Origin of the sequence: Lentzea sp. NPDC058450, from assembly GCF_042721395.1 — a bacterium.
GTDB lineage: Bacteria > Actinomycetota > Actinomycetes > Mycobacteriales > Pseudonocardiaceae > Lentzea.
On record NZ_JBHXLO010000032.1, the window covers coordinates 45,321 to 67,119 of the forward strand.

Sequence of the window (21,799 nt, forward strand, 5' to 3'; positions counted from 1 at the left end):
CGACAAGGAGGTCGCGATGCGTCGGGTCGTCGCCGCGCTCGCTGCACTGGTTCTCATCCCCCTCACACCGGTCCAGGCCGTTGCCGCTCCACCGCAACGTCTTGCCGTGGGCGAGGTGGTGGACATAGCGCCGGGGGTGCGCGACGGGGACGCGCGGCTCGCGTTGCCCCCGAAGCGCGACGACCTGAGGGGCGAGCGCTTCTACTTCGTGATGCCCGACCGGTTCGCGAACGGCGACCCGGGCAACGACCGGGGCCGCAGCAACGCCGCCGAGAACGGCTTCAACCCCGCTGACAAGGGCTTCTACCACGGCGGCGACCTCAAGGGCCTGCGCCAGAAGCTCGACTACCTCGACGGCATGGGCATCACGGCGATCTGGATGACGCCGATGTTCCTCAACCGCTGGGTCCAGGGCGACAGCGCCGGCTACCACGGCTACTGGACGCTCGACTTCACCAAGCTCGACCCGCACTTCGGCACCACGCAGGAGATGCGCGACCTGATCAAGGACGCGCACCGCCGGGGCATCAAGGTCTTCTTCGACATCGTCGCGAACCACACCGCCGACGTGATCAAGTACGAGGAGGGCAAGACCCAGTACGTCAGCACGGGCGCCCAGCCGTACCTCGATGCGTCCGGCAAGCCGTTCGACATCGCGGACTACGCGGGCAAGAAGGACTTCCCGAAGCTGGATGCGGACAAGTCTTTCCCGTACACCCCGGTGATGGACGGCCCGACGAAGTTCCCGTTGTGGCTCAACGACTCCACGCTCTACCACAACCGCGGCGACTCGACGTTCTCCGGCGAGTCGAGCGAGCAGGGCGACTTCTCCGGCCTCGACGACCTCATGACCGAGCACCCGCGCGTGGTCAACGGCATGAAGGACATCTTCACCAGCTGGATCGACACGCTCGACATCGACGGCTACCGCGTCGACACCGTCAAGCACGTCAACCTGGAGTTCTGGCAGGCCCTCGCGCCGCACGTCAAGCAGTACGCGAACCGCAAGGGCAAGAAGGACTTCTTCGTGTTCGGCGAGGTCTTCGACTCCTCCCCGGAGAACACCTCGAAGTACACGACGGACGGCCGCATGCAGGCCACGCTGGACTTCCCGTTCCAGAGCAGCGCGCTGACCTTCCTGTCCGGCAAGGGTTCCCAGCGCCTCGGCGAGGTCCTGCTGGACGACGACCGCTACACCGACGCCGACTCCAACGCCTCGTCGCTGCCCACGTTCCTGGGCAACCACGACATGGGCCGCATCGCGTGGATGATCCGCAACGACCGTCCGGGCATCACGGACGCGGAGCTGCTCGACCGCCTCAAGCTCGGCAACCAGCTCATGTACCTGTGGCGCGGCAACGCGGTCGTCTACTACGGCGACGAGCAGGGCTTCGCGGGCACGGGCGGCGACAAACTCGCACGTCAGGACATGTTCGCGTCGAAGACGCCGGAGTACATGGCGGAGAAGCTCGTCGGGAGCGACCGCACCGGTGCCCAAGACAACTTCAACACTTCGCACCCGCTGTACCAGCAGCTCAAGGCGTTGGCGGCACAGGTCGACAAGGACCCCGTGTGGCGCGACGGCAACCAGGTCCTCCGGTATGCCGACGGCGACGTCTTCGCGTTCAGCCGCATCCTCGGCCGTGAGCACCTCGTCGTCGCCAACGCGGGCACCTCACCCGCGACCGTGACCGTGCCGGTGTCGTCCACCGGCTTCGAGAACGCCCAGGTCCAGAACGGCCGCGTCACGGTCACCGTGCCCGCGCTGTCGACGGTGGTGCTCAAGGGAACGAGCGACGTCGCCAAGTCGAAGCCGACGCCCACGTTGATCGCTCCGGCTGCCGGAACCGTGCTCGACAAGCGCGTCGAACTGCGCGCGGACGGCATCGGCGCGCCCAACGCGGCGGCCACGTTCGCCGCACGCGTCGAGGGCACCCGGGACTGGACCGTCCTCGGGACCGACGACGCCGCCCCGTACCGCGTGTTCGCTGACCTGTCGGCACTTCCGGGCGCGGCCGTCGGCAAGCGCGTCGAACTGCGCGTGGTCGCGAAGTCCGGCGAGATCGGCGCGGACGGCGCGTTCGTGTCGCTCGTCGCCGCGCCGCCGTTGCCGGACCCCGGCACGAAGAACCCCGACTGGCTGGTCGTGCACTACGCGCGCGACAACTACGACGGCTGGGGCCTGCACGTCTGGGGTGACGTGGAGACGCCGACCGAGTGGAACTCCCCGCTGCCGTTCGCGGGCGAGGGCGCCTACGGGCGCTTCGCCTGGGTGAAGCTGAAGCCGGGCGCCAAGTCCGTCGGGATCATCGCGCACAAGGGCGACGAGAAGGACACGTCCGTCGACCGGTTCGTGGACCCCAGCGTGACGCCCGAGATCTGGCTGAAGCAGGGCGATCCTGCCGTGTACGCCGCTGAGCAGGCGGCCACGGGCAAGGCGGTCGTGCACTACGTCGGTGACGCCACCGGAGCGTTCGTGCGCGTCGCCGGCCGCGGGGACGTGCCGTTCACCAACGGCATCGCGGAACTGCCGCCCACCACCGACTTCTCCGTCGTGCGCGGCACGACCGTGGAGGCGACGGGCAAGTTCGCCAGCGGCCACGCGTGGGTCGCGAACGGCAAGGTGCACGCCACTCGCGCTGCCGCCGAGAACCGGGCGGTGATCCACTACAACCGCGCGGACGGCGACTACACCGACTGGACGATGTACCACTGGACCGGCTCCGCGGAGCCGTCACCGGGCTGGAACCAGTCCCGCGTGCCGGACGGCCGGGACGCGTACGGCGTCTACTGGTCGGTGCCGCTCGCGGCCGGCGCGGCGGGCCTGAGCTACATCATCCACCGCGGCGACACCAAGGACCCCGGCCCCGACCAGTTCCTCGACCTGGGGCAGAAGGGCAACGAGGTGTGGCAGTTGCAGGGGAACGAGACCTACCTGCTGCCGCCGAACGCCGGTCCGGCCGCCGATGACGACCTGACGAAGGCCAAGGCGATCTGGATCTCGAAGGACAAGGTCGTCTGGGACGTGCCCTCGGTGCAGTCCGACGGCTACCGGCTCGAGTACGGCTCTCGCGTGCTGCGGCTGACGCCCACGACCGAGGAGGTGCCGGCGCAGTTCCCGCACCTTCGCGGAAAGCCGGTGTTCGCCGTGCGCGGGTTCGTCGACGAGGCGTTGCGGGACAAGCTGTCCGCCGTGCACGTCGACGCGGGCGGGGCGATCCGGCACCGCACGAGCGTGCAGATCGCGGGCGTGCTGGACGACCGGTTCGCTTCCGCCGCGACGAAACTGACGTTCGGACCCACGTTCGACCGTGACCGCGCGTCGGTCCGGCTGTGGGCGCCGACGGCTCAGAACGTGAAGCTGCGGCTGTTCGACCAGCCCTCCGGCGAACCGCGCAAGGTCGTGCAGCTCAAGCGTGACGACGCGTCCGGTTCGTGGACGGGTTCCGGTGACTGGAAGAACGAGTACTACCAGTTCGAGGTCACCAACTGGCAGCGCACGGTCGTGGTCACCGACCCGTACTCGGTGGCGTTGTCGGTGAACTCGACGCACTCGCAGTTCGCCGACCTGAAGGACAGCCGCACGATGCCTGCCGGATGGTCGAAGGACGTCGCGAAGGGCATGGGCGGCGCGATCACCGAACTGCACGTGCGCGACTTCTCGATCAACGACCAGTCCGTGCCGGCGGCCGATCGCGGCACCTACAAGGCGTTCACGCACCGCGACTCGACCGGCATGAAGCACCTGAAGACGCTGGCCGCGGCGGGCATGGACACCGTGCACCTGCTGCCGACGTTCGACATCGCCACCATCCCCGAGAAGCGCTCCGACCAGACCACCCCGGCCTGTGACCTCCCGTCGCTGCCCGCCGACTCGGACCAGCAGCAGGCCTGCGTGGGTGCGGTCGCGGCCAAGGACGGCTTCAACTGGGGCTACGACCCGTTCCACTACGACGTGCCCGAGGGCTCGTACGCCACGGCGGACGCGCAGAACGGCGCGGCACGCTCGAAGCAGTACCGCGAGATGGTGAAGTCGTTGCACGACAACGGCAACCGCGTGGTGGTGGACGTCGTCTACAACCACACGGCGGCGTTCGGCGACGCACCGACGTCCGTGCTGGACAAGGTCGTGCCCGGCTACTACCAGCGGCTCAACCTCGACGGCTCGGTCGCGAACTCCACGTGCTGCGCGAACACCGCGACCGAGAACGCCATGATGGGCAAACTCGTCGTGGACTCGGTCGTGCGCTGGGCGAAGAACTACAAGGTCGACGGGTTCCGGTTCGACCTGATGGGCCACCACCCGAAGGCGAACATCCTCGCGGTGCGCGCCGCCCTGGACGCGCTGACTGTTCAGAAGGACGGTGTGGACGGGCGCAAGATCGGCGTCTACGGCGAGGGCTGGGACTTCGGCGAGGTCGCCGGCAACGCCCGGTTCGAGCAGGCCACGCAGGCGAACATGGCGGGCACGGGCGTCGGCACGTTCTCCGACCGGCTGCGTGACGCCGTGCGCGGCGGCGGGCCGTTCGACGACGACCCGCGCGTGCAGGGCATCGGCTCCGGGCTGGCCGGGGACGTGAACTCGTCTCCCGCCAACGGGAACGTGGCTCAACGCCTGGAGAACTACAGCGACCTGGTGAAGCTCGGCATGGCGGGCAACATGGCGTCGTACCGCTTCCAGTCCACGGCCGGGCCGGTCGTCGCCGGGCGGGACGTGCAGTACAACGGCTCACCCGCCGGGTACACCGGGCAGCCGTTGGAGGCCATCACGTACGTCGACGCGCACGACAACGAGGCGTTGTTCGACGCGTTGATGTTCAAGCTGAAGCCCGAGACGTCGATGGCCGACCGGGTGAAGATGCAGACGGTCTCGCTGGCGCCGGCGTTGCTGGGGCAGGGGCGGCCGTTCGTGCACGCGGGCACCGAGTTCCTGCGGTCGAAGTCGTTGGACCGCAACAGCTACGACTCGGGTGACTGGTTCAACGCCTACGACCCGTCGTTGCGCGACAACGGTTTCGGGCGCGGATTGCCGCCCAAGGCCGACAACGAGGCGAAGTGGCCGTACGCGAAGCCGTTGCTGGGCCTGGCGAAGCCTGCGTCGTCCGACATGAAGGCCTCGCTGGACGCGACGCTGGAGTTGCTGCGAATCCGCCAGAAGTCCCCGTTGTTCTCGCTGGGGTCGGCGGACCTGGTGCAGCAGAAGGTGTCGTTCCCGGCCGCGGAGTCCGGCCTGATCGTCATGCACGTCGACGACACCGTCGGACCGGACGTCGATCCGGCGAGGCGCGGGCTGCTCGTGGTGATCAACCCGTTCCCGACGGACAAGACGATCGCGTTGCCGGGTGACGGGTGGAAGCCGCTGACCAGCGAGAAGAAGGCGGGTGCGGCGCGGTCGGTGGTCGTGCTGGAGCGATAGTCCCGCTGAGAAACAGTTTTGTTTCAGATTAGTTTGCTACCGTTGGGTCCATGGGCACGACGGGGTGTACTGACCTGATGATGCTGCTGCATCGGACGTCGCACGCGCTCGAGACAGAGCTGACGGCGAGGCTCGCGGAGATCGGACTGACTCCGCGAGCCCGCTGCGTTCTGGCGAGCGCGCTCGACGCGGAGCTCACGCAGATCGAGATCGCCGATCGCGTCGGCATCGACAAGACGACCATGGTCGTCACCCTGGATGCGCTCGAATCCGCCGGTTACGCCGAGCGCAAGCCGTCGCCCACCGACCGTCGTGCCCGCGTGGTGGTGGTGACCGAGACCGGCCGTGCGATCACTCTCAAGGCCGACGAGGTGTACGAGGACGTCGTGAGCAGCGTGCTCGGCTCGCTGCCGGCTGACGAACGATCGGGCCTGGTCGGAGGCCTGACCCGGCTGGTCGAAGGTCGCCTGAGCACCCCGCCTCCGTGTGAGAAGCCGCCGCGCAAACGTGCTCTGCGTCATGCGGTTGGGTAGAAGATAGTCCCGTACAAAACTATCTGTTACGGTTCCTCTTATGACTTCAGGGGGATCGAGAACGGACGCGCGCTGGCTCGCGCTGATCGTGCTGTGCGCGGGGATGTTGATGATCGTGCTGGACCAGACGATCGTGAACGTCGCGCTGCCCGCCATCGCGGAGGACCTGCGGTTCGGCCAGGCCGGGCTCGCGTGGGTCGTGAACGCGTACCTGATCGCCTACGGCGGTCTGCTGCTGCTCGCGGGTCGTCTCGGCGACCTCATCGGGCACAAGAAGGTGTTCCTGATCGGCCTCGGCGTGTTCACGGTGGCCTCGCTGCTGTGCGGGCTGTCGTTCAGCGCCGAGATGCTGATCGTGTCGCGGTTCGTGCAGGGTGCGGGCGGTGCGCTGGCGACGTCGGTGACCCTGGGGATGGTCGTGACGATGTTCCCGGAGCCGGGGGAGCAGCGCCGTGCGATCGGCGTCTTCAGCTTCGTCGCCGCTGCCGGTGCGTCACTCGGGCTGCTGCTGGGCGGTGTGCTCACCGACGCCATGTCGTGGCACTGGATCTTCTTCGTGAACATCCCGATCGGGCTCGTCGCGGCCGTCGCCGCCGTGCGTCTTGTGCCCGACTCGGTCGGACTCGGGTTGCGTGAGGGCGCGGACGTCATCGGCGCGCTGTTGATCGTGGCCGCGGTGATGCTCGGCGTGTACACGATCGTCAAGGCGGAGCACTACGGCTTCGGTTCCGCGCACACGCTGGGGCTTGGTGCCGTTGCCGTCGCGTTGTTGGTGGGATTCGTTGTGCGCCAACGGACCGCTGCGAAGCCCTTGCTGCCGTTGCGGGTGTTCCGCTCCCGCAACGTGACCGGCGCGAACCTCGTGCAGATCTCGATGGTCGCGGGCATGTTCGGCCTGTTCTTCCTCGGCACCTTGTACATGCAGCTCGTGCTGCAGTACACGCCGTTGCAGATCGGCCTGGCCTTCATGCCCGTCGCCGGCGCCATCGCGTTGTTCTCGGTGTCGCTGTCGGCCCGGCTGAACTCGCGGTACGGCGAACGCAACATGCTGATCGTCGGCCTGCTGTTCATGCTCGCCGGGATGCTGGTGTTCACGCAGGTGCCGGTCGACGGCTCCTACGTCGCGCACATCCTGCCCGCGGTGGCACCTCTCGGCATCGGGCTGGGGCTGTCGTTCCCGGCTTTGATGTCGCTGGCGATGTCCGGCGCCTCGCACGACGAGGCCGGCCTGGCGTCCGGTCTCGTGAACACGACCGCGCAGGTGGGCGGTGCCTTGGGGTTGGCCGTGCTGGCCACGACCTCGACCTCGTACACGTCGTCGCTGCTGGCCTCGGGCGTCGGCCGGCTGGAGGCGCTGACCGCCGGGTTCCACCTGGCGTTCTGGATCTCGGCCGCGCTGGTGACGGTGGCTCTCGGGCTCGCGGTGTTCGTGCTGCGGCAGGTTTCGGTCGACCGCTCTGCTCAGCCGGTGCTCGTGCACTAGTGGTCGGTGAGCTCTTCCCGCTTCTGAACGTCCTCGGTGCGCAGGATCTTGAACTTCCGGTCCTTCGCGTCGAGGACCTTCAGGAAGCCGGGGCTGGTCTCGAAGACGTAGACCTCGTCCTTGTCGTTGATGCGCTCCTTCGGCACCCACGGCGTGCTGACGATCGCGGCCACCGCGAGCGCCGACCCGGCCAGGAGCCAGGCGAACCACTTGAGGACCCACCGGGCGTTGTGGATCGCGAGCACCATGGCCGCGCCGATCGCCACGGCACCCAGCGCCAGCCACCAGCGGTGGTACGTCAGGGTGTGGCTGACCATGAGTGCGATGAGGACGATCAACGCGAGAAGTGCCGTCGTGTTCGGACGTTCCGGGTCCTTGCGGGTGCGCAGGAAGTAGAAGAACGTCGCCGGGGTGACGATCATCAGCAGGACCGTGCTGATGCGGTCGTCCGCCATGAACGTGCCGAGGAACAGGCCGGGCGCGTCGTCCAATGCGAGCGTGTGAAGTAGCGCGAACGCCGTGTGCCAGTCGTATCCGGACACCGCGAGAAGCCTGAGCAGAACGAAGAGGACGGCGGCGCCGGTCACGGCGGAACCCGTGTGCTTTGCACTCACGCGCAGAACTATGTCGCATCGGCTCGCAATGGATGCCTAGTAGTCCGCGTCACAGCCCTGGCGAAAGGTGCCGCACGTGCGCGGTTACCCTTGTCGGCACATCCCGTACCTGTTTTTTGAGGAGTCACACCGTCGTGTCCGAGCGCACCCTGGTTCTCGTTAAGCCCGATGGCGTTGCCCGTGGTCTCGTCGGCGAGGTGATCGCCCGCATCGAGCGCAAGGGCCTCAAGCTCGCTGCGCTGGAGCTCCGCACCGCCGACCGCGCCACCGCCGAGCAGCACTACGCGGAGCACGACGGCAAGTCGTTCTACGGCGACCTGGTCGACTTCATCACCGGTGGCCCGCTCGTCGCCATCGTCGTCGAGGGCGTCCGCGCGATCCCCGCGTTCCGTCAGCTCGCCGGCGGCACCGACCCCGTCGAGAAGGCCACGCCGGGCACGATCCGCGGCGACTTCGGCACCGAGGTCCAGTACAACCTGGTGCACGGCTCCGACTCGGCCGAGTCCGCCGAGCGCGAGATCAAGATCTGGTTCCCGAACCTCTGATCCGTGCTTCGCGACGGCCTCGACCGAGTAATTCGGTTGGGGCCGTTCGCTATTTTCCGGGTCGCGCGTGTCAACGAAGCGGAACCCGCTGTCGTCGGGCTTGGAGTTCTGCGAGGTGCCGGAGGAGCGGCCGGTGATGCTCACGCCGCCTGATCGCAGTGCGGCTTCCTGCCTGACCGAGCACGGCGCTTTGGTACCAAGGCCGCGGACATCTACGACCCCGGATTCGCTGGGCCGATCAACGCCGACCGGTAGCGGATGGCGACCGAGTACGACCTCGTCGATTCGCAGCGGGAGTGCCTGTTCGGGTTCAACCTCTGGGTTTCCGGCGAGGAAGAGGAGTTCGACACTGACGCGTACTACGAGTCCTCCGCCTGAGTACGGGTTCGGTTGCAGGACGGTGCCCGAGTTCACGATGTTGTCGACCGACTGGCAGATGTTGATCCACACGACCCTGTGGGGAAACCACACGGTCAGCACGATCGTCATCCGGCCCGATCGGCTGACCGCTCCGGTCCCGTAGTCCGGTCGCGCTTCGGGCTGCTGCCCAGCCCGCCCTCCGCGGCCCCGTTCAGCATCGTCCCCTCCGGATAGCCGAGCGGCAGGTACATCCACACGTCGTCCCACCGCTCCGACCCTACGGCGATCGCGTTCGGCATCCGCCCGCACTCCCGGAACCCCAACGTCTCGTACAGCTCGATCGCCCCGTGGTTGTTCCCGCGCACGCCGAGCATGAGGATCTCGATCCCGGCAGAGCGCGCGTGGTCGATCAGGCCCTCCATCACCCGCCTGCCCAGTCCGAGGCCGCGTGCCGAAGGGTGCGCCATGATCTGCTGGACCTCGGCGCGGTGCTGGAAGACGGCGGTCGAACCCCGGCGCCACAGGCCCACCGCGCGCACGACGCCGTCCACCTCGACGGCGCAGAACGCGGCGTCGCCGTCGCGGACCTGCTTCAGGACGCCGTCCAGCCACGTCGAGATTCGCTCGAAAGTGGGAGGCGAGTGGTAGCCGACCGCGCCGCCCGAGGCCACGACGTCGTGGACGACCGCGTGGATCTCGGCGCGGAGGTGGTCGTCGGCTTCCGAGAGCCAGCGCAGCGTCATGCCGTCGATCGTAATTGCAGTGAAAATTGTCGGACCTGTTCGTTAACGTCGGGCAGGTGGACAACCTCGTGGAGGCCAAGGCCCTGACCAAGCACTTCGGGTCGTTCGAGGCCGTGCGCGGCATCGACGTCGAGGTGCGGCGGGGTGAGGCGTTCGGGTTTCTCGGGCCCAACGGGGCCGGGAAGTCGTCGACCATGCGCATGATCTCGTGCGTCTCCGGGCGCACCGGGGGCGATCTCAAGGTGCTCGGGATGGATCCCGGGACGGACGGGCCCAAGATCAGAGCGCGGCTCGGGGTGGTGCCGCAGCTCGACAACCTCGACACTGAGCTGACGGTCCGGCAGAACCTGCAGATCTACGGCCGGTACTTCGGGATGTCGCGGCAGAGGTGCCGGGAGAAAGCGCTGGAGCTGCTGGAGTTCGCGCAGCTCGCGGACCGGGCGGACCACGAGGTGGAGCCCCTCAGCGGCGGCATGAAGCGCAGGCTCACGATCGCGCGGTCGCTCGTCAACGACCCGGAGCTCCTGCTGCTGGACGAACCCACGACCGGTTTGGACCCGCAGGCGCGACATCTGTTGTGGGACAGGCTGTTCCGGCTGAAGCAGGACGGCGTCACGCTCATCATCACCACGCACTACATGGACGAGGCCGAGCAGCTGTGCGACCGGCTCGTGGTGATGGACGGAGGCCGGATCGCGGCCGAGGGGTCGCCCAAGGAGCTGATCACCCGGTACTCGACCAGGGAGGTGCTGGAGCTGCGGTTCCAGCCCGACGAGGAGAAACCCGACCTCACGAGGTTCGCCGACCGGGTCGAGGTGCTGCCGGACCGGCTGCTGCTGTACACGCAGGACGGTGAGGCGACGCTGCAGAGAGTGCACGAGCAAGGTGTGACGCCCGTGCAGAGCCTGGTGCGCAGGAGTTCGCTGGAGGACGTGTTCCTCAGGCTCACCGGCCGGACGTTGGTGGACTGATGGAGACGCTCAGGGCGAGTTGGTTCGGGTTCGAGAAGACCTGGACGTGGTACCGGCGCAACTGGCGGGCCACGGCCGTGTCGGGCTTCCTCACGCCGGTGTTGTTCCTGCTGGCGCTGGGCGTCGGGTTCGGGTCGCAGGTGCAGTCGACGGCGTTGATCGGCGGAGTGCCGTACCTGCAGTACCTCGCGCCCGCGCTGGTGGTGGTCACGGCGGTGCAGGGGGCGACGTTCGAGTCGACGTTCCCGGTCATGTCGCAGTTCATGTGGCAGAAGTCGTTCATCGCCATGGTGGCCACGCCGATCACGCCCGCGCAGGTGCTCTACTCGCAGGTGATGTGGCTGAGCTCGCAGCTCTTGCTGCGGTCGGTGGTGTTCGTGGGGATCGCCGCCGTCCTCGGCGCGGCGGCCGGGCCGGGGATCGTGCTGGCGATCCTGGCCGGAACGTTGGCGGGGCTCGCGTTCGGCGTGCCGCTGATCGCCTACAGCGCCACGCTGGAGAAGCCGGAGGCCTTCAACAACATCTTCCGGTTCGTGCTCATGCCGATGACGTTGTTCACCGGCGCGTTCTTCCCGGTCAGCCAGCTGCCGGACTGGCTGGTGCCGGTGGTGTGGCTGACGCCCGCGTGGCACGGCATCGAGCTCGCGCGCGGCGCGACGTTCGGCACGCTGGACCTCTTACCGGCGTTGGGACACCTCGCGTACCTCGGGGCGCTGATCAGCGCGGGGATCGTGCTCGGCGTGAAGTTCTTCCACCGGAGGCTGGCGGTATGACGCAGACCCTCGACCGCGCCGACCGGGCCCGGCCCGCCAGTGTGGGGCTGTTGTGGCGGGTGATCCCGCCGGGGCTCTACGGCGGCAAGGCCAGCAAACTCGTCGAACGGTCCGCGATGGTGAACCGGCGCGCGTGGTTCGTGCTGGTCGGCGGGGCGTTCGAGCCGATGCTGTTCCTGTGGTCGCTGGGCCTCGGGTTCGGGCAGATGGTGAACTCCGTCGTCGGGCCGGACGGGCAGCCGGTCAGCTACGCGGCGTTCGTCGCGCCGGCGCTGCTGGCGGCCAGCGCGATGAACGGCGCCGTGTACGACGCGACGTTCAACGTGTTCTTCAAGTTCAAGTACGCGAAGCTCTACGACGCGATGCTGACGACCCCTATGGGCCCGATGGACATCGCGATCGGCGAGATCTCGTGGGCGCTGCTGCGCGGCGGCCTGTACTCGGCAGGCTTCATCGCGGTCATGCTCGGCATGGGCCTGGTCTTCTCGCCATGGGCGCTGCTCGCGTTGCCCGCCGCGCTGCTGGTGGCGTTCGCGTTCGCGGCGGTCGGCATGGCGGCCACGACGTTCATGCGGTCGTGGCAGGACTTCGACCTGGTGCAGCTCGCGGTGCTGCCGATGTTCCTGTTCTCGACCACCTTCTACCCGCTCAGCGTCTACCCGGGCTGGCTGCAGACGGTCGTCTCGTGGACGCCGCTCTACCACGCGGTCGAGCTGATGCGCGGCCTCACGCTGGGCGTCGTGGGCTGGGGCATGCTCGGCCACGTCGCGTACTTCGCCCTGCTCTCGGCCGTGGGAACGGTGGTCGCGGCACGCCGTCTGGGCAAGTTGTTGCTGGACTGACCGCCGATTCGGCCCGGGTGGGGCGGTTCGGCCTTCGTTAGCGCTCGCCAGGTGAGCCGGCGGTCGGGGAAGGCCTGGCTGAACGCTCGGCCGAGCCACGAGTGGTAGCACCTCGCACGCGAAGCCAAGCCCTTGGCTCCAGCGTGCGTGGCCGGGTTGACACGGCACGTCCCCACACGGCTTGGACGTGCGGGGGAGGAAGCGGGCCCCGGCTTCGCCGCTGCGTGGGGCGGGCGTCGTGGCGAGCCGAGAGCGCCTCGCCTGCGGCCGGTCGAGCTCCTGGCCACCTCACTCTTGGCCGATTCGGCCCAGCCGCGTGAGGGCCGTTACTCTGGTCGTGTGAGTGTCGAGTCTGTTTTCCCCAGGTTGGAGCCACTGCTGCCGCGGATCTCGAAGCCGGTGCAGTACGTCGGCGGGGAGCTCAACGCGACCGTCAAGGACTGGGACGCGGCGTCCGTGCGCTGGGCTTTGATGTACCCCGACGCGTACGAGGTCGGGCTGCCCAACCAGGGCGTCATGATCCTCTACGAGATCCTCAACGAGCTGCCGGACGTGCTCGCCGAGCGCACCTACGCGGTGTGGCCGGATCTCGAGAAGCTCATGCGTGAGCACGACGTCCCGCAGTTCACGGTCGACGGGCACCGCCCGCTCAAGGCGTTCGACCTGATGGGCATCAGCTTCGCGACGGAGCTGGGCTACACCAACATGCTGACGGCGCTGGACCTCGCCGGCATCCCGCTGCACGCCGAGGACCGCACCGAGGACGACCCGATCGTGGTCGCCGGTGGGCACGCGGCGTTCAACCCCGAGCCGATCGCCCGGTTCGTGGACGCGGCGGTGCTCGGCGACGGCGAGGAAGCCGTCCTCGAGATCACCGAGATCGTCAAGAACTGGAAGGCCGAGGGCTGCCCCGGCGGTCGCGACGAGGTGCTGACCAGGCTCGCCGAGACCGGTGGCGTCTACATCCCGCGCTTCTACGACGTCGAGTACCTGCCGGACGGCCGCATCCAGCGCGTCGTGCCGAACCGCGACAGGGTCCCGTACCGCGTCTTCAAGCGCACCACGATGGACCTCGACGCGTGGCCGTACCCGAAGCAGCCGCTGGTGCCGCTCGCCGAGAGCGTCCACGAGCGGATGAGCGTCGAGATCTTCCGCGGCTGCACGCGCGGCTGCCGCTTCTGCCAGGCGGGCATGATCACCCGCCCGGTGCGCGAGCGGTCCATCGAGGGCATCGGCGCCATGGTCCAGAAGGGTCTGGCGGCCACCGGCTTCGAAGAGGTCGGCCTGCTCAGCCTGTCCAGCGCGGACCACAGCGAGATCGCCGAGATCACCAAGGGCCTCGCGGACCGCTACGAGGGCACCAACACGGGCCTGAGCCTGCCGTCCACGCGCGTCGACGCGTTCAACATCGACCTCGCGAACGAGCTGTCCCGCAACGGAAGGCGCTCGGGTCTCACCTTCGCGCCCGAGGGCGGCAGCGAGCGGATGCGGCGCGTCATCAACAAGATGGTGTCCGAGGAGGACCTCATCCGGACGGTGTCGGCCGCGTTCTCCAACGGCTGGCGGCAGGTGAAGCTCTACTTCATGTGCGGCCTCCCGACCGAGGAGGACGAGGACGTCCTGCAGATCGCGGAGATGGCGAAGAACGTCATCCGCGCGGGCCGGCAGGCGAGTGGCCGCAACGACGTCCGCTGCACCATCTCGATCGGCGGGTTCGTGCCCAAGCCGCACACGCCGTTCCAGTGGGCCCCGCAGTGCGACCCGGACGTGGTCGACGACCGCCTCCGCAAGCTCCGCGAGGCCGTCAACAGCGACCGCAGCCTCGGCCGCAACATCGGCATGCGCTACCACGACGGCAAGCCGAGCCTGATCGAAGGCCTGCTCAGCCGGGGTGACCGCCGCATCGGCAACGTCATCGAGGCCGTGTGGCGCGACGGCGGCCGGTTCGACGGCTGGAGCGAGCACTTCTCCTACGACCGGTGGACCACCATGGCCGCGCAGGAGCTCGAGCCGCTCGGCGTCGACCTCGCCTGGTTCACCACCCGCGAGCGCGAGGAGCTGGAGGTCCTGCCCTGGGACCACCTCGACTCGGGTCTCGACAAGGAATGGCTCTGGGCCGACTGGCAGGACGCGCTGGACGAACGCGAGCAGGACGACTGCCGCTGGACCCCGTGCTTCGACTGCGGTGTCTGCCCCGCGATGGGCACCGACATCGAGGTCGGCCCGACCGGGCGCAAGCTGCTGCCGATCTCCCCGGTCGGTGTCGGCTCGCCGGTGAAGAACCCCGCGCTCACGCCGTGACGGCGAGCCCGCCCACCATCACGCCCGGTCCCGCGACCGTGGCCGTGATGGTGGCGGGCCTGCCGAGCGAGTCACCCATGTCGACGGTGACGTCCGCGGCCAGATGAGCCGCCAGACAAGCCGTGCTGTTGGCGTTCGCGACGTCCTCCGGCACACCGATCGACGGCGCGAACATCCTTGCCGCGTACCGTTTTCCGGCTGAGTAGGCATAGCAGCCGAGCAGCCCGAACTCGTCGGTCGCCGCCCGCAGCAGGTCCAGATCCGGGCTCAGCGCGGCCACGTCCGGCACCTCGACGAGCACGCGCGGCCTGCCCAGCGTCGCGATCACGCACGGGCCGTCAGCACCCAACGCGCGCACGACCGTGGCACGTTCCGCAGAGGTCGCATCCCGAACCTGGATCGGCCCCGGATCGAAGTACGCCTCGACGCCGGCGGAAGTGCTCCGAGCCGTGCCCCGGAACGCTCGCCCGCCTGCCCGCAAAATGAACTCATCAGTGCCGTCCGCAGCCAGAACCGCCAGCGCCGCAACGGTTCCGTGCCCGCACCCAGGCAGCTCGCCGGCGGACGTGAAGAACCGCAACGCACCCTCGGACCCGAGGAAGACGACGTGCGAACAGCCGTGCGCACCCGGCAGCGCCCGGCGTTCGGCCTCGCTGAAATCCCCGTCGGGCAGCACCAGCGTCGGACTGCCGCCCAGCCCGTCGCGCAGACAGGCGTGGACGATCACTTCGTGACGGCGGCGAGCGCGTCCACGAGTCCGTGGCCGTAGAACGAGTTGTACTCGGAGTACCCGGTGCAGAACGCGTCCTGCACGCCCGTCCCGTTGAGGTCGTAGTCGTCCGGGCAGGCCAGCGTCTGCGCCTGCGCGTTCAGCATCCGGCCCAGCGACACCGCGTCGGTCTCCGGATGCGTCGACGCGATCAGCGCCGCCACCCCGGACACGTGCGGGGCCGCCATCGACGTGCCGCACGAGTAGTCGTAGCCGGACGGCACGGTCGACAGCACGCACCCGTTCGGCGAGCGCGGATCGCCACCCGGCGCCGTCACGTCGATCGCACCGAGCCCGTACGAGCTGTACCCGGCCTTGGTCTGGTTCGAGTCGACCGCCGACACGCCCACGACGTTCTTGAGCTGTGCCGGCAGCACCACGCACGTCGAGTCGACCGGCCGCGTCTGCGCCTCGCCGTTCGTCGGCGACATCGAGTCCCGGCCCGGCCGGGACAGGTCGGCGGCGGCGTTGCCGGCGGCGGCGACGTTCAGCACGTTGCGCGAGGTCGCGTAGTCGACGGCCCGGCGCACGGCCTCGTAGATGACCCGCTGACCCGGCTCGCTCTGGCACGTGAACAGGTACGGGTCGATGAAGTAGCTGTTGTTGGTGATGGTCATGTTCTGCGCGGCGGCCCACATGAAGCCGCACACCGCGTACTCCGGGTAGATGAACCCGTCGTCGTCCACGACCTTCACGGACGCGATGCGCACGCCCGGCGCCACGCCCGTGGTGCCCTTGCCGTCGTCGGCGGCGGCGATGGTGCCGGCGACGTGCGTGCCGTGCGGCGACGTCGTCGGGATCCACGCGGACGGCGAGGTGTCGGGCTTGCCGGTCAGGCAGCCCGCGGAGAGTTCGGGGGCCAGAGCGCCCACCAGGTCGGGGTGCCGGGCGTCGACACCGGAGTCCAGCACGCCCACGACGACGGACTTCGAGCCCGTGGTGATCTCGTGCGCCTGCGGTGCCCGGATGAGATCCATGTCCCACTGCTCGGCGGAGCGCCCGCCGGACGGCCGGAAGAGCTCCGTGTCGTCCTTCTTGCGCTTCACCGACCGCTTGGACACGCTCTCGGCCTGGGCGCTGTACGCGCGTTCCGGGCCGATCCGCTTGAGGAAGCCGGGGTCGGGCGAGGTGGCCACCGCCACCGAGATCTGCGAGTAGTACACGGTGGTCAGGCCACACGCCTCGGTGATCTCCGCGTCGGCCTGCTCGGCGGGCGTGGACTGCGGGAAGACCACCAGGTAGCGCAGCAGCGGACCTGGTTGAATGCAGGCGGGAGCCTCGGGCGTCGGGTCCGGCTCGGCGCCGGCCGGCAGGGACGCGGCCAGTACCCCGGCCACGAGCAATGCGGTCATCGCCGCCGCTCGGGCGCGGTGGAGCAGAGGCACCAGTGACCTCCAGGTAGGCAGGGCGTCCAGTCAGCCGGACGGTAGCCACGCGCAACGATCTAGACAAGCTGAGCGTGATGAATCGTGTTCACGGTACCGTCCTCATGGACGAACAGCCTGCGCCGATGGGACCGCTCACCCGTCGGAACACCACTCGGGAGCACCACTGAGCCGCAACCTGCCCAACAACCCGTCGGCCGCCGCCGTGCAGAAGCTGCGCCTCCGCTACACCAAGCGGGGGAGGCTGCGATTCACTTCGCACCGCGACATCGCTCGCACGTTCGAACGTGCGCTGCGCAGGGCAGGCGTGCCCATGGCCTACTCGCAGGGGTTCAGCCCTCACCCGAAGGTGTCGTGGGTGGGTGCCGCGCCGACCGGCGTGGCGAGCGAGGCCGAGTACGTCGAGGTCTCCGTGGTCGAGAAGGTCGACCCGGTGGCCCTCAAGCTCGCGCTCGACGAGGCGTTGCCACCCGGCATCGACGTCGTCGAGGTCGTCCAGTCGCTCGGTGGCAACCTCACCGAGCGCATCGACGCGAGCGAGTGGCGGATCGAGCTCGACGGGGTCACGCCCGACGAGCTCGCGAAGGCGGTGGAGGTCTTCCTCGCGGAGGAGTCCGTCGAGGTCGAGCGACTGACCAAGAGCGGCACGAAGATGCTCGACGTGCGGCCCGCGGTCGTGTCGGCGCTGGTCGAACCACGTTCGAGCGACGCCGGACACGATGACACCGCTTTGTCACAACCGTGTGGGATACTCATGACGGTCGTACGGCAGGCAACGCCTACCGTACGACCCGACGACGTGCTGAACGCGCTTCGCGTCGTGGCCGATCTCGTGCCGCCGGTACCTGCGAAAGCAACCCGGATGGCGCAGGGACGCCTCGATGACGACGGCAGGCTGGTGGACCCGCTCCAACAGGACAGAGAGTCCTGACGAGCGCAGGAACGCTCAACCCGCTAAGCGCAAACAGGAGGAGCGGCGCTGACAGCGGCGTCGTCGTGGGACCTGCGCAAGCGTGCGCCCGGTGAGGCGCCACGCCACTGCGCGCGAGGCAAGGATTCCCGCCGCGAGCAGCGGTGGAGAGAGACAAGAGAGGCCCCTGCGCGGCCGCGTCCTCACGGGACGCGCCCGGGGGTGGAGGAGCTGCATGTCGAACAAGGAACAGCCTGCCGGTGGAACCGGCGGGCAGGGCGTGGTTGCCGCACGCCCTGAACTGGCGGACCTGCCGGACAAGTTGCGGGTCCACGCGCTGGCGAAGCTGCTGGAGGTCAGCAGCAAGGACGTGATGACGGCGCTGGCCGACCTCGGTGAGGTCGCCCGCAGCGCGCAGTCGAGCGTGAGCCGCGACGTGGCCCTGAAGGTCGCCGAGACGCTCATCGACTGGGACGACGTCGTCACGGGCGAGGTCACCGAGGACTACGAGGCCCCCGCGGTCCCGGCGTTCGAGGCACCCGCGCTCGCGCCGCTCTTCGCCGCCCCGAGCGCCGTCTTCCTGCCCCCGACGCCGGTCGAGCGCCCCAAGGCGCCCGTCTCGCCGTTCGTGGTCGAGCAGGAGCCGGTCGTCGAGGAGAAGTCGGTCGGCGAGATCGCCGCGGACGAGCTCGACGCCGCCGAGGCGGCCGCGGAGGCGGACGCCGACGTGGACTCCGACGACGAGGCCGACGGCCGCCGTCGCCGCCGCCGGGGCCGTCGTGGCCGCGGCCGCGGCAAGGGCACCGACGCCGAGTCCGGCGAGGAGACCGACGAGGCCGCCGCGGAGGACGCGGGCGAGGCCGACGAGACCGAGGCGTCCGACGAGGCCGAGGACGAGGGCGACGAGAGCTCGACCCGCCGTCGCCGCCGTCGCCGTCGCCGCAAGACCGGCACGGACGACGACGTCACGTCCGAGGACGACCCGCCGAACACGGTCGTGCACGTCCGGGACTCCCGGGACGCGCGCGACGACAAGGCCGACTCCGAGGCCGCGCAGAGCGAGGTCCGCAGCATCCGCGGTTCCACGCGCCTGGAGGCCAAGCGCCAGCGCCGCCGCGACGGTCGCGAGGCCGGCCGCCGCCGTGCCCCGGTCCTGACCGAGGCCGAGTTCCTGGCCCGCCGCGAGGCCGTGGCCCGCACGATGGTCGTCCGCGAGCGCGGCGACCGCACCCAGATCGGCGTGCTGGAAGACGGCGTGCTGGTCGAGCACTTCGTCACGTCGTCGGGCTCCGGCTCGATCGTCGGCAACGTGTACCTCGGCCGCGTGCAGAACGTGCTGCCGAGCATGGAGGCCGCGTTCATCGACATCGGCCGCGGCCGCAACGCCGTGCTCTACGCCGGTGAGGTCGACTGGGACGCCGCCGGTCTCGAGGGCAAGTCCCGCAAGATCGAGCAGGCGCTCTCCAGCGGCGACTCGGTGCTCGTCCAGGTCACCAAGGACCCGGTCGGCCACAAGGGCGCCCGCCTCACCACCCAGATCAGCCTGCCGGGCCGCTTCCTCGTCTACGTGCCGGGCGGCGGTGCCACGGGCATCAGCCGCAAGCTGCCGGACAACGAGCGCAAGCGCCTCAAGGACATCCTCAAGCGCGTCGTCCCCGAGGACGCCGGCGTGATCATCCGCACCGCCTCGGAGGGCATCTCCGAGGAGGAGCTCGGCCGCGATGTCACGCGTCTGCAGGCCCAGTGGAAGGTCATCAAGGAGAAGTCCGACAGCACCTCCACCAAGGCGCCGTCGCTGCTCTACGAAGAGCCGGACCTGCTGGTGAAGGTCGTCCGCGACCTGTTCACCGAGGACTTCGCGCAGCTCGTCGTCCAGGGCGACGAGGCGTGGGAGGTCATCGACTCGTACGTGCGCCACGTGGCGCCGGACCTGCAGGACCGCCTGAAGAAGCACGTCGGCAACAACGACGCGTTCGTCGAGTACCGCATCGACGAGCAGCTGCTCAAGGCGCTCGACCGCAAGGTCTGGCTGCCGTCGGGCGGCTACCTGATCATCGACCGCACCGAGGCGATGACGGTCATCGACGTCAACACCGGCAAGTTCACCGGGTCGGGCGGCAACCTCGAAGAGACCGTCACGCGCAACAACCTGGAGTCGGCGGAGGAGATCGTCCGCCAGCTCCGGCTGCGCGACATCGGCGGCATCATCGTCATCGACTTCATCGACATGGTCCTGGAGTCGAACCGCGACCTGGTCCTGCGCCGCCTCACCGAGTGCCTCGGCCGCGACCGCACGCGTCACCAGGTCGCCGAGGTCACCTCGCTGGGTCTCGTGCAGATGACCCGCAAGCGGGTCGGCACCGGCCTGCTCGAGGCGTTCAGCCAGACGTGCGAGCACTGCCGCGGCCGCGGCGTCGTCGTGTCCACCGAGCCCGTGCACTCGCACGGCGGTGGCAACGGCGGCGGCCAGCAGCAGCCGCAGGGCGGTGGCCGCAAGTCGCGCCGCAACAAGGGCGGTTCCGAGCACGCGGCGGAGACCACCGAGGTCGTCGAGGCGTCCGTCGAGGCTCCCGCGGCCCCGGTCGAGCCCGAGGTCTTCGAACCGGGCGAGCCCGAGGACGTCTCCGAGGACGCGGTCGCGGCAGACCAGGAGCACGAGGGTCACGGCCGTCGCCGCCGCCGTCGCCGGGGCCGGGACAAGGAGCCGCAGGCCGTCGTCGACGCCGTCGTGGTCGAGGAGCAGGCGCTCAACGGTCACGTGCCGCACGAGGTGGCCGAGGACCCCGAGCCCGTCGAGGTCGACCCGGTCGTCGTCGAGGAGTCGGCGGAGGAGCTCGTCGAGCCCGTCGAGCCCGTCGTCGAGAAGCCTCTCGTCACCGGCCGCATCGGCTCGCAGCAGCCGGCCGTGACCGGCCGCATCGGGTCCCAGCAGCCCGCCGTGACGGGTCGCATCGGCTCGCAGATGCCCGCCGTGGAGCCTGAGGCCGAGCAGGAGCCCGTGGCGGCTCCTGCGCCGGTCGCGGCGCCCGAACCCGTCGCCGAGGCCGCTCCGGCCGTCGTGGAGGCCCCTGCGGCTCGCCCGCGCCGTCGTGCGGCCAAGCGCGCGGCCGGTGCGCCTGTCGCCGCCGAGGCGTCCGCCCCGATCGTGGTCGAGGTGCCGAAGCAGCCCGAGGTCCAGATGCCCGCGCCGGTGGTCACCACCACCACTCGCCGTCGCCGCGCCGTGTCGCGGCCGGCGGGACCGCCGGTCCAGGAGGACTGACGCGAATGAACGAGACCGGGGCCGCCTTTCTGGCGGCCCCGGTTTTGTTTGTGTGGAAGGGCTGTGAGGGACCGCACAGCCTGCGGAAACGCGATCGGGGCACCCCAGTTTGCTCCTGCGGTACCCACTCCCGTAACCTTGATGACGGCCCGCCATCCGACGGGTCCTGTCGTGTGCCTCCTCTGGTGCCTGTGGTGGAAACACCGTTCCCAGACTGGTTGGCGCATGGCCCGTCACCATCGAGTAGCAGGAGACTTCCGTCCTGATGTACGCGATCGTCAAGACCGGCGGCAAGCAGTACAAGGTCGCTGTCGGCGACATCGTCGAGGTCGAGAAGCTCGAGGGCGAGCCGGGCACCGAAATCTCCCTCCAGGCGCTGCTCGTGGTCGACGGCACTGACGTCACCGCTGACGCGGACGCCCTGGCGAAGTTCTCGGTAACCGGCAAGCTGGTCGAGCACACCAAGGGCCCGAAGATTCGCATCCACAAGTTCAAGAACAAGACCGGCTACCACAAGCGACAGGGTCACAGGCAGAAGCTGACCCGCGTCGAGGTCACCGGCATCACCGGTAAGTGAGGACCTGACTTCTCATGGCACACAAAAAGGGTGCATCCAGTTCCCGCAACGGCCGTGACTCCAACCCCCAGTACCTGGGTGTGAAGCGGTTCGGCGGTCAGGTCGTCAAGGCCGGCGAGATCCTGATCCGTCAGCGCGGCACCAAGTTCCACCCCGGCGTCGGCGTCGGCATCGGCAAGGACGACACGCTGTTCGCCCTGCTGCCGGGTGCGGTGGAGTTCGGTACGAAGCGCGGTCGCAAGACCGTCAACATCGTTCCGGTCGCGGTCTGAGAAAGACCGCTCCTGGAACGTAGTTAGACCTCTGCGAGGGGCG

The 21,799-nt window shown here is 69.0% G+C and carries 16 protein-coding genes; 12 read left to right on the forward strand and 4 right to left on the reverse strand.

Features of this window, described 5'->3' with window-relative positions; translation table 11 throughout:
- Positions 1-16: 16 nt before the first annotated feature.
- The 3 genes from pulA to ACFWNN_RS36155 are packed head-to-tail and all read left to right on the forward strand — an operon-like array spanning position 17 to position 7,432.
- Positions 17-5,416 (forward strand): pullulanase-type alpha-1,6-glucosidase, encoded by a 5,400-nt coding sequence (pulA, locus tag ACFWNN_RS36145; RefSeq protein ID WP_382444449.1) that lies wholly within the window; start codon positions 17-19, stop codon positions 5,414-5,416.
- A gap of 50 nt (positions 5,417-5,466) precedes the next feature.
- Positions 5,467-5,949, forward strand: a complete 483-nt coding sequence (locus tag ACFWNN_RS36150; protein ID WP_382444450.1) for a MarR family winged helix-turn-helix transcriptional regulator — start codon at positions 5,467-5,469, stop codon at positions 5,947-5,949.
- Between the two features lie 40 nt (positions 5,950-5,989).
- Positions 5,990-7,432 carry a DHA2 family efflux MFS transporter permease subunit gene (locus ACFWNN_RS36155; protein WP_382444451.1) on the forward strand — a complete coding sequence of 481 codons (1,443 nt, stop codon included), beginning with the start codon at positions 5,990-5,992 and terminating at the stop codon, positions 7,430-7,432.
- On the opposite strand, the gene ACFWNN_RS36160 is transcribed toward ACFWNN_RS36155, so the two are convergent.
- Positions 7,429-8,046 carry a hypothetical protein gene (locus ACFWNN_RS36160; protein WP_382444452.1) on the reverse strand — a complete coding sequence of 206 codons (618 nt, stop codon included), beginning with the start codon at positions 8,044-8,046 and terminating at the stop codon, positions 7,429-7,431. The genes ACFWNN_RS36155 and ACFWNN_RS36160 overlap by 4 nt on opposite strands.
- A gap of 134 nt (positions 8,047-8,180) precedes the next feature.
- On the opposite strand from ACFWNN_RS36160, the gene ndk reads away from it, so the two are divergent.
- Positions 8,181-8,591, forward strand: a complete 411-nt coding sequence (gene ndk, locus ACFWNN_RS36165) for a nucleoside-diphosphate kinase (RefSeq protein ID WP_330270318.1) — start codon at positions 8,181-8,183, stop codon at positions 8,589-8,591.
- 485 nt (positions 8,592-9,076) lie between these two features.
- On the opposite strand, the gene ACFWNN_RS36170 is transcribed toward ndk, so the two are convergent.
- Positions 9,077-9,694 carry a GNAT family N-acetyltransferase gene (locus ACFWNN_RS36170; RefSeq protein ID WP_382444453.1) on the reverse strand — a complete coding sequence of 206 codons (618 nt, stop codon included), beginning with the start codon at positions 9,692-9,694 and terminating at the stop codon, positions 9,077-9,079.
- Between the two features lie 56 nt (positions 9,695-9,750).
- On the opposite strand from ACFWNN_RS36170, the gene ACFWNN_RS36175 reads away from it, so the two are divergent.
- The 4 genes from ACFWNN_RS36175 to ACFWNN_RS36190 all read left to right on the forward strand — a co-directional run bounded on the left by ACFWNN_RS36175 (position 9,751) and on the right by ACFWNN_RS36190 (position 14,581).
- Entirely contained in the window at positions 9,751-10,665 is a 915-nt protein-coding gene (locus tag ACFWNN_RS36175; RefSeq protein WP_382444454.1) for an ABC transporter ATP-binding protein, read from the forward strand.
- Entirely contained in the window at positions 10,665-11,438 is a 774-nt protein-coding gene (locus tag ACFWNN_RS36180; protein WP_382444455.1) for an ABC transporter permease, read from the forward strand. Before ACFWNN_RS36175 ends, ACFWNN_RS36180 begins: the two co-directional genes overlap by 1 nt.
- Positions 11,435-12,280 (forward strand): ABC transporter permease, encoded by an 846-nt coding sequence (locus ACFWNN_RS36185; RefSeq protein ID WP_382444456.1) that lies wholly within the window; start codon positions 11,435-11,437, stop codon positions 12,278-12,280. Before ACFWNN_RS36180 ends, ACFWNN_RS36185 begins: the two co-directional genes overlap by 4 nt.
- A 339-nt stretch (positions 12,281-12,619) precedes the next feature.
- Positions 12,620-14,581: a TIGR03960 family B12-binding radical SAM protein gene (locus ACFWNN_RS36190; RefSeq protein ID WP_382444457.1), complete on the forward strand. Its 1,962-nt coding sequence runs from the start codon at positions 12,620-12,622 to the stop codon at positions 14,579-14,581.
- Here ACFWNN_RS36190 and ACFWNN_RS36195 read toward each other — a convergent pair.
- Positions 14,571-15,308: a PhzF family phenazine biosynthesis protein gene (locus ACFWNN_RS36195; protein WP_382444458.1), complete on the reverse strand. Its 738-nt coding sequence runs from the start codon at positions 15,306-15,308 to the stop codon at positions 14,571-14,573. The two genes, ACFWNN_RS36190 and ACFWNN_RS36195, sit on opposite strands and share 11 nt — an antisense overlap.
- Positions 15,305-16,735 (reverse strand): S8 family serine peptidase, encoded by a 1,431-nt coding sequence (locus ACFWNN_RS36200; RefSeq protein ID WP_382444459.1) that lies wholly within the window; start codon positions 16,733-16,735, stop codon positions 15,305-15,307. The genes ACFWNN_RS36195 and ACFWNN_RS36200 overlap by 4 nt, the downstream gene beginning before the upstream one ends.
- A gap of 205 nt (positions 16,736-16,940) precedes the next feature.
- Between ACFWNN_RS36200 and ACFWNN_RS36205 the strand changes: the two genes are divergently transcribed.
- The 4 genes from ACFWNN_RS36205 (at position 16,941) to rpmA (ending at position 21,756) form a co-directional block, all read left to right on the forward strand.
- Positions 16,941-17,666 (forward strand): TIGR03936 family radical SAM-associated protein, encoded by a 726-nt coding sequence (locus ACFWNN_RS36205; protein WP_382444460.1) that lies wholly within the window; start codon positions 16,941-16,943, stop codon positions 17,664-17,666.
- A gap of 214 nt (positions 17,667-17,880) precedes the next feature.
- Positions 17,881-20,907, forward strand: coding sequence for a translation initiation factor IF-2 N-terminal domain-containing protein (locus ACFWNN_RS36210; protein ID WP_382444461.1), 3,027 nt, complete (start codon positions 17,881-17,883; stop codon positions 20,905-20,907).
- Positions 20,908-21,172: 265 nt separating this feature from the next.
- Positions 21,173-21,484: a 50S ribosomal protein L21 gene (gene rplU, locus ACFWNN_RS36215; protein ID WP_065913850.1), complete on the forward strand. Its 312-nt coding sequence runs from the start codon at positions 21,173-21,175 to the stop codon at positions 21,482-21,484.
- Positions 21,485-21,498: 14 nt separating this feature from the next.
- Complete coding sequence (gene rpmA, locus ACFWNN_RS36220) at positions 21,499-21,756, forward strand: 50S ribosomal protein L27 (RefSeq protein WP_053735607.1); 258 nt, start codon at positions 21,499-21,501, stop codon at positions 21,754-21,756.
- The last annotated feature ends 43 nt before the right edge of the window (positions 21,757-21,799 follow it).

What these genes read in the sequence shown, in the direction of transcription:
- rpmA (WP_053735607.1), top strand. Translation starts at nt 21,499, where the DNA reads ATGGCACACAAAAAGGGTGCATCCAGTTCCCGCAACGGCCGTGACTCC.
- ACFWNN_RS36155 (WP_382444451.1), top strand. Translation starts at nt 5,990, where the DNA reads ATGACTTCAGGGGGATCGAGAACGGACGCGCGCTGGCTCGCGCTGATC.
- pulA (WP_382444449.1), top strand. Translation starts at nt 17, where the DNA reads ATGCGTCGGGTCGTCGCCGCGCTCGCTGCACTGGTTCTCATCCCCCTC.
- ACFWNN_RS36185 (WP_382444456.1), top strand. Translation starts at nt 11,435, where the DNA reads ATGACGCAGACCCTCGACCGCGCCGACCGGGCCCGGCCCGCCAGTGTG.
- ACFWNN_RS36210 (WP_382444461.1), top strand. Translation starts at nt 17,881, where the DNA reads ATGTCGAACAAGGAACAGCCTGCCGGTGGAACCGGCGGGCAGGGCGTG.
- ACFWNN_RS36170 (WP_382444453.1), bottom strand. Translation starts at nt 9,694, where the DNA reads ATGACGCTGCGCTGGCTCTCGGAAGCCGACGACCACCTCCGCGCCGAG.
- rplU (WP_065913850.1), top strand. Translation starts at nt 21,173, where the DNA reads ATGTACGCGATCGTCAAGACCGGCGGCAAGCAGTACAAGGTCGCTGTC.
- ACFWNN_RS36180 (WP_382444455.1), top strand. Translation starts at nt 10,665, where the DNA reads ATGGAGACGCTCAGGGCGAGTTGGTTCGGGTTCGAGAAGACCTGGACG.
- ACFWNN_RS36150 (WP_382444450.1), top strand. Translation starts at nt 5,467, where the DNA reads ATGGGCACGACGGGGTGTACTGACCTGATGATGCTGCTGCATCGGACG.